Source organism: Aliidiomarina halalkaliphila, from assembly GCF_007096385.1.
GTDB lineage: Bacteria > Pseudomonadota > Gammaproteobacteria > Enterobacterales > Alteromonadaceae > Aliidiomarina > Aliidiomarina halalkaliphila.
In genome coordinates, this window is record NZ_VJWL01000003.1 from 155,980 (window position 1) to 166,560 (window position 10,581).

The 10,581-nt window shown below is 51.1% G+C and carries 13 protein-coding genes; 6 read left to right on the forward strand and 7 right to left on the reverse strand.

Going from position 1 to position 10,581, the window contains the following annotated elements; all coding sequences use genetic code 11:
• Positions 1-78: 78 nt before the first annotated feature.
• Complete coding sequence (gene ycaC / locus FM042_RS09370; protein ID WP_143236169.1) at positions 79-699, reverse strand: isochorismate family cysteine hydrolase YcaC; 621 nt, start codon at positions 697-699, stop codon at positions 79-81.
• A gap of 39 nt (positions 700-738) precedes the next feature.
• Entirely contained in the window at positions 739-1,608 is an 870-nt protein-coding gene (locus FM042_RS09375; protein ID WP_143236170.1) for a pirin family protein, read from the reverse strand.
• Positions 1,609-1,731: 123 nt separating this feature from the next.
• On the opposite strand from FM042_RS09375, the gene FM042_RS09380 reads away from it, so the two are divergent.
• Positions 1,732-2,637: a LysR family transcriptional regulator gene (locus tag FM042_RS09380; protein WP_143236171.1), complete on the forward strand. Its 906-nt coding sequence runs from the start codon at positions 1,732-1,734 to the stop codon at positions 2,635-2,637.
• A gap of 91 nt (positions 2,638-2,728) precedes the next feature.
• On the opposite strand, the gene FM042_RS09385 is transcribed toward FM042_RS09380, so the two are convergent.
• Positions 2,729-3,301, reverse strand: coding sequence for a hypothetical protein (locus FM042_RS09385; RefSeq protein WP_143236172.1), 573 nt, complete (start codon positions 3,299-3,301; stop codon positions 2,729-2,731).
• Positions 3,302-3,324: 23 nt separating this feature from the next.
• A complete protein-coding gene (locus FM042_RS09390) occupies positions 3,325-3,744 on the reverse strand; it encodes a secondary thiamine-phosphate synthase enzyme YjbQ (protein ID WP_143236173.1) in 420 nt (139 codons plus the stop codon).
• 218 nt (positions 3,745-3,962) lie between these two features.
• Here FM042_RS09390 and FM042_RS09395 point away from each other — a divergent pair, with 218 nt between their 5' ends.
• Positions 3,963-5,339: an ethylbenzene dehydrogenase-related protein gene (locus FM042_RS09395; protein WP_221931525.1), complete on the forward strand. Its 1,377-nt coding sequence runs from the start codon at positions 3,963-3,965 to the stop codon at positions 5,337-5,339.
• A 245-nt stretch (positions 5,340-5,584) separates the two neighbouring features.
• Here FM042_RS09395 and FM042_RS09400 read toward each other — a convergent pair whose 3' ends face one another.
• Both FM042_RS09400 and FM042_RS09405 read right to left on the reverse strand, forming a co-directional pair.
• The gene (locus FM042_RS09400) at positions 5,585-6,274 is read right to left on the reverse strand and encodes an SIR2 family NAD-dependent protein deacylase (RefSeq protein ID WP_143236340.1); all 690 of its coding nucleotides are present in this window, start codon (positions 6,272-6,274) and stop codon (positions 5,585-5,587) included.
• Entirely contained in the window at positions 6,268-7,077 is an 810-nt protein-coding gene (locus FM042_RS09405) for a DODA-type extradiol aromatic ring-opening family dioxygenase (RefSeq protein WP_143236174.1), read from the reverse strand. The genes FM042_RS09400 and FM042_RS09405 overlap by 7 nt, the downstream gene beginning before the upstream one ends.
• A gap of 176 nt (positions 7,078-7,253) precedes the next feature.
• Here FM042_RS09405 and FM042_RS09410 point away from each other — a divergent pair, with 176 nt between their 5' ends.
• Both FM042_RS09410 and FM042_RS09415 read left to right on the forward strand, forming a co-directional pair.
• Positions 7,254-7,694, forward strand: coding sequence for a DoxX family protein (locus tag FM042_RS09410; RefSeq protein WP_143236341.1), 441 nt, complete (start codon positions 7,254-7,256; stop codon positions 7,692-7,694).
• A gap of 22 nt (positions 7,695-7,716) precedes the next feature.
• Complete coding sequence (locus tag FM042_RS09415; protein ID WP_143236175.1) at positions 7,717-8,601, forward strand: LysR family transcriptional regulator; 885 nt, start codon at positions 7,717-7,719, stop codon at positions 8,599-8,601.
• Between the two features lie 83 nt (positions 8,602-8,684).
• On the opposite strand, the gene FM042_RS09420 is transcribed toward FM042_RS09415, so the two are convergent.
• Entirely contained in the window at positions 8,685-9,257 is a 573-nt protein-coding gene (locus FM042_RS09420) for a 3'-5' exonuclease (protein ID WP_143236176.1), read from the reverse strand.
• Positions 9,258-9,536: 279 nt separating this feature from the next.
• On the opposite strand from FM042_RS09420, the gene FM042_RS09425 reads away from it, so the two are divergent.
• The gene (locus tag FM042_RS09425; RefSeq protein WP_143236177.1) at positions 9,537-10,145 is read left to right on the forward strand and encodes a hypothetical protein; all 609 of its coding nucleotides are present in this window, start codon (positions 9,537-9,539) and stop codon (positions 10,143-10,145) included.
• 30 nt (positions 10,146-10,175) lie between these two features.
• A complete protein-coding gene (locus tag FM042_RS09430) occupies positions 10,176-10,382 on the forward strand; it encodes a helix-turn-helix domain-containing protein (protein WP_143236178.1) in 207 nt (68 codons plus the stop codon).
• The last annotated feature ends 199 nt before the right edge of the window (positions 10,383-10,581 follow it).

Sequence of the window (10,581 nt, forward strand, 5' to 3'; positions counted from 1 at the left end):
GGCACCGCATTGGCGGGGGGCGATCAAATCGTACCCAACGCACCTTCGATAACGGTGCGTTGGGTCTATTCATACCCGTTACTTGCTCATAAGCGTCGCATAGCTGTTCATCAGGTTTCGATAGTCCGGAATATGATTGGAGAACAACGTACCCAATCCTTCGATATCGTTTCGCCAATCGCGATGCAATTCACAGGCAACGCCAAACCACGTCATCAACTGAGCACCTGCGTTAGACATCCGGTCTAAGGCCGCGTCGCGCGTCATTTCGTTGAACGTGCCCGATGCATCGGTGACCACGAATACTTCAAACTCTTCGGCAAGGGCCGAGAGCGTGGGGAAGGCCACACAAACTTCTGTAACTACCCCGGCAATGATCAATTGCTTCTTGCCGGTTGCCTTCACTGCGTTCACGAAGTCTTCATTATCCCACGCGTTAATCTGTCCTGGGCGCGCAATGTACGGTGCATCTGGGAAAGTTTCTTTTAACTCAGGCACGAGAGGACCATTGGGGCCATCTTCGAAGCTCGTCGTTAAAATCGTTGGTAGGTTAAAATACTTGGCCAAATCAGCCAACGCCAACACGTTGTTTTTAAATGTATCAGGCTGAATGTCACGCACCAGAGATAACAGCCCAGTTTGGTGATCAACCAGCAATACAGCCGCATTGTTTTTGTCTAAACGTGCATAATCTTTCATAACGGATTCCTTATTGCGTCGGCGCAACGCATTATTTAGTTATTGCGCGGGCAGCTCGCCGAAACTGCCCGACTCGAGATCACGAAAAGCGGTGTTAATCTGCTCTTGCGTGTTCATTACAAAAGGGCCATGCCCTACAACTGGCTCATCAATAGGCTCTCCAGCGGTAATCAGCACACGGGCCGGATTGTTTGCCTCCAAAGTGACGTACTCTCCGTCGTTGTTAAAGGAGGCGATGGTGGCATCCCGTCCAAGATACTTCTCATTGATGTTCACGGTGCCAGTCAGCACGGTGACCATCAGGTTCCACTCCTTTTTGATCACGAGATCTACATGCTCACTGGGTTCGAGTGCTAGATCCATCACCAACATTGGGCTCATCGTTCTAGCGGGGCCACGGAGACCTTTGTATTCACCCGCGATCACGCGAAAAGTCGAGTTCAACCCAGAAAACGCCCCTCGGGGGACTTGATCCGAGGTGATGCTTTGATAGCCCGGGCTCATCATTTTGTGGTCTGCAGGGAGATTTACCCAAAGCTGAACCATCTCCAGCTTTCCACCACTGGCTGCGAACTTTTCACTATGAAACTCTTCATGCAAAATTCCGGACCCTGCCGTCATCCACTGCACATCGCCAGGCCCGATAACCCCGCCTTGGCCGGTACTATCACGGTGTGCAACTTCGCCGTCGTAGACGATAGTCACGGTTTCAAAGCCCCGATGCGGATGTTTGCCGACACCCCGCGGGATTTGCGCAGGGCCGAATACGACCGGACCGGCATAGTCCATCAGTAAAAATGGCGATAGCGCGTCCGCGCCCTGGTGGTACGAGAACATGGTGCTTACGGGAAAGCCGTTCCCGACCCAGTGGGCTTCTGTCACTGTGTTGATGTTGCGTACTGTTCTCATGTGAATTTCTCCTACCTTTTATGTTCAGCAAGTGTATATTTAGAACGATCGCCTAAAAAGGTGCATAATTAACACGAATCGTTCTGCTTTTAGAACGGTGTTCACTGGTGGGAGCGAAGGGGTATGTACGATCTGAACGACTTATTTTATTTCGCCAAAGTGGTGGAGCATCGTGGCTTTGCTCCCGCAGGGCGGGCGTTGAATGTGCCAAAGTCGAAGTTGAGTCGTCGCGTGCGAAAACTCGAAGATGAGTTGGGTATCAACCTGCTGATTCGCTCTTCTCGGGCGTTTGCCATTACGGATGTCGGACAGCGTTTTTATGAGCACTGCCAAGCCATGCTGGTGGAAGCGGAAACGGCGTTGGAAACGGTGGCGTCATTGCAATCGGAGCCGAGCGGTACCATTAAGCTCTCTTGTCCGATTGGCTTGCTCAACTTTCACGTGGGCGAGATGCTTGCGGATTTTATGCAAATGTACCCGAAGGTCACGGTGCATTTAGACGCCACAAACCGTCGCGTGGATGTTCTTGGGGAAGGATTCGATTTAGCCTTGCGGGTGCGACCGTTTCCGCTCGAGGATAGTGACTTGGTGTTAAAAGTCCTCTCCAGTCGCGAGCAATGTTTGGTGGCTGCGCCGGCATTGATTGCACAGTATGGGGTGCCGGATTCAGTGCAGGGATTGTCAGAGCTACCGGCCCTTGCGCGAAGTAATCCAAACGAATCGCATGCATGGTACTTGAATAAAGAAGGAGAGAAAGAACTCAAGGTACCCTTCACACCGCGCTACACCACCACGGATATGCTCGCGTTGAAGCAAGCGGCCTTAAAGGGGGTGGGGATTGTGCAGTTGCCATCGTTGATGTTAATCGATGAGCTTGCCCGGGGAGATTTAATATCCTTACTCGATGGTTGGTGTCCGCGCACGGAAGTGATTCATTTGGTGTTCCCATCGCGCCGCGGTATGTTGCCCTCGGTGCGCGCCCTGATCGATTTTCTCGCCGAACGCTATGAACAAATCAATGAAATCTAAAGTACTCAACGCATCGCGTTGGCAGCGAGCTCAGTACCTACTCTCAGCCTAGAACCAACGCAGTGCGTTGGGTCCGGCATCCACTGGTGGGTTATCGTTGAAATGAAGGCGAGTGCATCCAGTAATGCACCACGGCCCAGCCGCCCCAACGCGCTCGCACACATAGTCCAGCGCCTGAACTTTTAAGCTCCGTAGTGCACTTCGGATAGTCGATTTCGTCGGGCCTGCCGATATGCGCTCGCACTTGCGTGCCGTCCGGCACTTCTTCGCCGAAACCTTCCAGATACCAATTCCCATTAAAATTAGTGAGCAGTATCCGCTGCAATCCGAACTCCTGAGCCGCCTCGATAATGGGTTGAATATCTGTCGCCGTCTGCCAAGCGCCTCCGGGTACTGTGCGAACACGTCCGCGGGCTTCCACTGCGCTGCGCGTACTCCAGGCAATCTGCTTGTAATTCGTATCTTCGGCGAGTGCGAGCAGCGTTTGAATCTCACTTCCGTTCATCAACATATTGTGCAAATTGCGCACGTGATTGCTCGCCCACAAGTGCGGATTAAAAAAGGCGAGAATTAACATGATGATCGCGGCGAGTAGAAATCTTCGGCCGACGAAGCGCCATAATGAGCGAGGTTTTTTGTTTGCTGGTGATTGAGATGAATTCATATCACTGTCCTTGTTACGCAGGATTAGCTGGTGAGGGTCAGCACTAAACGACGTGACCCGCCATGATCACGATGCTCGCACAAATAAATACCTTGCCACGTGCCTACATTAAGTTGCCCGTGGCTCACGGGCAGGGTCACGCCGCTGCCGAGCAAACTGGATTTGAGGTGCGCGGGCATGTCGTCGGGGCCTTCGCAGGTGTGACGATAGTAGGGCGCGTTCTCGGGCACCATTTCATTAAAGTGGCTTTCAAAATCTTGACGCACCGTGGGATCTGCGTTCTCGTTTATGGTTAAAGACGCCGAAGTGTGCTGAATAAATACATGCAACAGACCAGCATCGCAACGGCTAATCTCAGGAATGCTCTGTAGCACCTCTGATGTAATTAGATGAAAGCCACGCTGACGCGCTTTGAGCTGAATGGTTTTTTGAATAACGGGCAAAGCCAATCTCCAACACGGTTTGAAGTCCTTTAACTAAAGATACACATCTTCGGAGGATTGTTCGAGTGCACAACAAAATCAAGCGGTAGTCTCCCACCTCTGAAGCCGGTATGCTAACCCCAGCGAAAACACAATTCCGCCCCAGGGGTGGAATTATCGAAGGCGGCTTTAAAACAGAGTTTCACCCCAGGGGCGGAATTGTTTTGAGGGAGATGAATATGATGGGGATACTCGGAAATTGGCGGCTTGGCAAGGTGTCGGGTGTGGTTGCATTGGCGCTTTTAACGGCGGCGTGCGCGCCGTCCACGGATACAGACAAGGAGAGTGCAGAAGCGCAGGCGCCATTGGGTAATCAGGCCCAGACGCTGTATGTGGCTGCCGAGTACAACGACGACACTTTCCGTCTGCATTATCGTCTGGAAGTTGAGAACCCGAGCTGGTATCACCAATATTGGCGCTTCACCGATGGTGAGTGGGTACGCATGGGGTCGGGCGCAGATGGTCCTGATCCACATGGGCTCTATGAAGACCGCATTAGTATGATGCTCGACGACGGATCGGTTGAAGGCTTTGCTCGTTATGGGGGCTGGATGCTGATTCACCCAGGCATGCGCAGCTTGGACTCCGCTATGTCGAGCGACGCGGTGCAAGCACACCCGACGCTGGGTGAGGCGATGGGGCGTTCGGATGTGCGCAAATATATTCCGCAATCGCGCAACGTGGATCGCTATACCGATCAAGCCCGGTGGGATGATGTGAAGTCTGAGCAAGAACTGGATGAAATGCGCGATCGCGGGGAATTCCTAGATCTATGGCAATGGCGGGCGCATCGCTCCAATCCGGTTGGCTACGCCGATAACGGCTATGTGCTTCATTATCGGCTGAACTCGGAAGGTCGCGGTATGTATAGCGATAACCGGGATGCTGAGCTGGATCGCCCTGCCTACATGTTCGACGTTGAGAAAACCGGTATCCAATCATTAGATTGGGATGCGTTAGTAGCCCGAGAGTACAGCCAAGACGATTGGTACTACATTTCCGAAGACATCGCGGTGCCGTTTGATGCTGAGCATGAGTGGCAAGAAGGCGATGTGATTCCGTTTCGGATGCTACAAATCCCCGATGGAGCTCGTGGCGCTATTACTGCAGATGGCGCTTATCGGGACGGCGCGTGGCGGGTGACCCTTGAACGCAGTATGCGCAGTCCAAACCGACTTGATTCCAAGCGTTTACGGGAGGGGGATGTCTATAACGTCGCCTTCGCAGTGCACCATGGTTCGGTGGGTGCGCGTCATCATCATGTGTCGTTGCCGCATCGGTTGGGCTTAGGTGTAAATACCGGGGAAGCCGAAATTATTGCCACCTACAGTGAAACACACTTGGCGGACACCGACTTAAATTGGTATCCGGTGGAGCTGATTTATCCGGGCCAAGTTACATGGGAATGGCTCACCAGCCAACATCCAGGGGCGGGCCTGATTAAAGCGGATATCGATATTAAAGTGTCGGATCACCATGGCTATCTGCCGCTGTTTCAACGTTATATTCAGCGTCACGAACGCCGCCTTAAGAACACCCAACCTCCTCCTGAGTAACAATTCCACCCCAGGGGTGGAATAATCGGAGGCGGCTTGAAAACAGAGTTTCGCCCCTGGGGCGAAACTGTTGTATCCCATGGTTGGAGAGGGGTGTAGCGGTTTTTTGCGGCCGCGGAGATCGTGGTAAAACAGAGTTTCACCCCTGGGGCGGAATTGTTGGAGGTTGGGGAAGAGCGGAGTTTCACCCCTGGGGCGGAATTGTTGGAGGTGGAATTGTTTTGCCAGCGCGGTGCGGTGGGCGCTTATGAGAGGGTGAGTTCGGCGAGGAGCTGCGGGATAACGGTGCTAGCGGGGCCTTGTTTGTATTGGAAGCCGTAGGGTACGGCGTCGATATCTTGGGTAACCAGAAAGCACTGAGCGTCGGCGCGGGCATAATCAACGAGATTCGCGAAGGGAAATACTTTTAACGACGTGCCCACCACAATCACAATATCCGCTTGCTCCACAAACCCAATGGCCTCGTCCATGTGATAGATAAACTCGCCAAACCACACCACATGAGGACGGAGTTGGGCGCCTTTAGGGCAGGTGTCGCCTAGGTGAATGTCTTTTCCTTCAAGCTCGAACACCTCGTCGGTAAGCGAACTGCGTGCCTGGGTGACTAAGCCATGCACATGGTACACATCCGTTGAGCCAGCGCGCTCGTGCAAGTCGTCTACGTTCTGGGTAATTACCGTCACATCGAAATCGCGCTCCGCTTCCGCCAATGCAAGGTGGGCTGGGTTGGGCTGGGCCTTATAAACATCGCGACGCCGTTGATTATAAAAATCTAACACCAGCTCGGGGTTGTTGTGAAAGGCTTCGGGCGTTGCCACGTCGTATACCGAATGGTTGTTCCACAAGCCACCATTGTCGCGAAAGGTGCCCAAACCGCTCTCCGCGCTTACGCCAGCCCCACTTAACACCACTAATTTTTTGCGCTGATTTACCATAGATAACAACTGCCCTGCTTGCCCAACGCGGCAAAATGCCAGCTCTCCCGCAGTGTAGCATCGCCGGCGGCTCCTACGCACACATGCAAGGGCAGCAAATGCTCCTCGCGGGGATGGCAAAAACGCGCATGAGGTGCTTTGGTCCACTCAACCAAGCGTTTATCACGTTGCTCGGCATCGCGAAGCTGCAAGGTTTCCTCTAGCCACTCCTCAAAGGCCAAATTCTTGGCGTCTGCATCTACATCCGATGGGCGAAAGAACTCGCGCATATTATGAAACGAAAATCCCGACCCGATAATCAACACATTTTGCTCGCGCAGCACCGCTAACTGCCGCCCGAGCTCGAGATGAAAACGAGGGTCTAACTCGGGGTGCAGGGAAATCTGCAAGGTGGGCACATCGGCTTCTGGAAATAACAACAAACCGGGGATAAACACACCATGGTCTAACCCTCGCTTTGCATCTAATTCAGCGGGAATACCTGCATCAATTAGGGATTGCTGTATACGCGCAGCCAACGTAGAAGCCCCCGGCACAGGATACTTGAACGTATAAGCCTCGACGGGAAAGTTGTAATAGTCATAATACAGTTCGGGAGAAGGCGCAGCAGTAATCAGTAACGGCGACGCCTCCCAATGGGCACTGATGTACACTATAGCGTCGGGCTTGGACACCTGAGTATGAAGATATTCGCGAATGTCGCGAAAGCGCCGTACCATATCCTCATGACTCGGGTCCCCCAACAGTGGCAACGGGCCACCCCCGTGGGATACAAATAACACCGGTTGCTTCGACGGTAACATACAGACCTCCAACGGCTTGCTCAGCGAACCTTCCCCATTAAACGCAGATTAAATAGTTTTTGCATTCTAATTTTTAGAATAAAAGATTAGAATATATCCAATACATTGAATTAATGATGTGTTCTACAGTATGCCCACATACACAAATTGAGGGCATTCTGATGACAACATCATTCATGAAAAAACACGCATGGTTACGTAAATTATTTACCACGGACGGTGGCTGGGGCGCTTTAGTATTGCGCGTGCCCGTAGGCATTATTTTTGCCGCCCACGGTGCGCAAAAGCTATTTGGCTGGTTTGGCGGCCACGGTTTAGAGGGCACTGCTGGCTGGATGGAAAGTATTGGCTTGGCTCCGGGACTACTCATGGCATTTCTTGCCGGTGCCGCAGAGTTCTTTGGTGGTCTGTTTTTGATTCTCGGCGTACTGACTAGACCATCGGCCGTGGTACTCGCCTTCACCATGATTGTGGCCATTTTCGCTGTGCATTTTGAGCACGGATTATTTCTAGCAAACAACGGCTATGAGTTTGGATTAGCGTTACTAGCGGCCAGTGTGTCGTTAGCGTTCACCGGAGCCGGGAAACTTTCCGCCGACGGAGCGCTTACCAAATAAGCCGTGCATAACGGAGCTTCCTATGGCGCGCTCGACCATCACCCAATGGCAAATGTTCAAAGCAGTGGTAGAGTTCGGTGGCTTTAATCAAGCCGCCGAACGCATCCACAAAAGCCCGTCGAGTGTGCACAATGCGGTGCAGAAATTAGAGCAGCAGTTGGGTGTCGAGTTATTTCAAATGCATGGTCGTAAGTTAGTGCTTACTGCTGCGGGTGAGCACCTATTGCGACGCATCGACTATTTACTTCACGAAGTAGAGCGAATGGAACATGTGGCCAGTAATATGCAGGTGGGCATTGAATCGAGCCTACGCATTGCCGTCGATGAAGCCTTTCCAAAAGAGCCATTGTATCAAGCACTCTCTAATGTTTCGGAAGAGTTCCCGCTGATTCGTATCGAGGTGCTTGAAACCATTCTCTCCGGTGCCGACGAATTGCTGCAGCAGGGCAAGGCCGACGTGTCGCTGTCGCCTTTCACCCTCTCGGAAAATCTCAGTGAAGATATTTGCACGGTAAAGTTTGTGTTGGTGGCTAGTAACGATCATCCTTTAAGTAAAGCGCTGGAACCCCTCACGCTAGAACATCTCAAGGCCCACCGCCAAATCGTATTGCGGGATTCCGCCCTCAAAAAGCAAACCAATTATGGCTGGCTGGGGGCCGATCAGCGCTGGACCGTTAGCCATATTGCCAGCTCCATTGAGCTCATTCGCCGGGGTTTAGGCTACGCCTGGCTACCCGAGCACGCGGTGGCAACTAGTTTAACCGATGGTAGCCTACAGGCATTGAACTTGGACCGCGGTGCTGTGCGCTCCACGAACTTCTATCTGAACTTCACCGATGCCGAGCTTCTCGGTCCGGTAACCCGAAGTTTTCTAGGACAAATCCGCTATCTTACGATGGCTTGTTAGTTAATTCCCGGTTCCACTCTGAAACCGTAACCGTAACCGTAACCGTCACCGGAATCTCGATAGCCGACGGTTAATTCGCCTCTCTATGATGCTTGTAAATCAATAAACGGCAGCAATCGGGCCACATTCAAAGCATCGTCGATACCCCGGTGATGGGCCCCAGCGAATTTAAACTGGTGATATTCAAGGGCGTGTAGCAAGCCACTTTTTGCTTTGCGGGAGAGGCCGTTACTTTTGCGCCATAAGGTTTTTAAGTTCACGTGGGGGAGCGCAAAAAACTTAGGCGCGCATTGGTGACGATTCTGTTCCACGGTAATTTGATTGCGATCGTAGTTGCCCCAAGAGCCCCAGCACACAAATGAATAATTAGCGAGCCAGTGATCCATGGCCGCAATCACCTGAGGGTATAAATCGGCTTGATCAACATCGCTTTGGGTTATGCTCGTCAGCGAGGTGCAAAATTCACTTAAAGTCGGACGTTCTAGAGGGCGTACCAAAAAAGAGCGGGAATCAATCACCTCACCTTGCAGTGTTGCCACAACACAACCAAACTCAATCACTTCCATATCTTCAACGGTCTGCATGCGGTGTAAGCCCGGAACATGATCATCCCAACAGGTGGCTTCTAAATCAACAATCAGTACTAATTCTTCCATGGCAGATACTACTCCTTGCGCCCATTACGTCCTTATATCGTCTCCCCATCATAACCAAATTAAAGTGAAAGCCAAGCCATTTGTTGTGAGTTGTATAACTTGGGCTAACATAAATAAATTTATGATAAACATAAAATAATAATTGCAAATCATAAATTGATTATCTATATTCTCATCAGTTGCTCATTTATAGAACGTAAAGATGAGCGCGCAAACTAACTAATTTAAGCGATAGCCGAAATGTTCCCTGTGGGTTTGGTTAGCGCAAGGAGAGACACCATGAATTCCAATCCTTATCAATGGGCCGGAGTGGCCGCGTTATTACTCGCTGTATTGTTCCCAATCTACTGGTTACACCCGGTGAACTATCTGGCCGTCACAAATTTCCAAGAAATCCTGCGTGATGATTTAATGACACTAAACGGCTGGGATGCGTTGTTTGTGCTGATAGGCGCGCTTGAAGTCTATGTCTATGTGATGCTGGCCCGTATGTGCAAAGACCAAGTGAATGGCGAGTTACCCGCGATACTTTTATATGTAATGGCCGGAATTGTTGTGGTGTTTACAAGTACTGTCTTGTTTGATGTCGCCGTTGCTGTCGGCTTGATTCCAGAAGTGACCAGCTCGGTGATGTTCTTAGTGCTTGGCGCGAGTATCACTCTGTTAGTGTTGTACTCTCTGGTTGCATTGATCTTTGCCATCAGCTTGCTGATCCGTTTCGCGGCCCTACCGACATTAATCAAAATCTTCGCCATTGGTATTTTGTTGTTAAGCCTGATGCAACTCACCATCATTCTTGCTGTAGTGAACGTGTTCTTATTCCCAGTGCTGCTTGTGCTTTTGGCCATTCAATTCTTCCGCAACGACCACAGCGTTGAAGTGGTTTAGTATGGGCCCCGATCTAGGAGTGCAGTTGCGATGAATATACGCGTAAATCTCGATGTGGAATTGGCCAAGAATAAGATGTCGCTCACGGAATTATCGGAGCGGGTAGGGATTTCCATGACCAACCTGTCACTGCTTAAAACCGGCAAAGTGAAAGCCATTCGTTTTAGCACCCTGGCTGCTATCTGCGCAGCACTCAATTGTCAGCCAGGGGATTTATTGGAATACGAAGCGGATTAGAAGCGGTAGCCAAGGGTTAGGAAGCCGATACCGCGAGTTTCGATCTGGCCGTCATCGGAAAATAGGCCACAGAACACCCAATAGCATACAGAACACACAAGTCATATAATGACCCTGTAAAAGCACATTAAATAATTTTAAAGCTATAATGTAACGAATAAAGCTCTTTATTGCTTATTTCTATAGTGTGCTATAATAA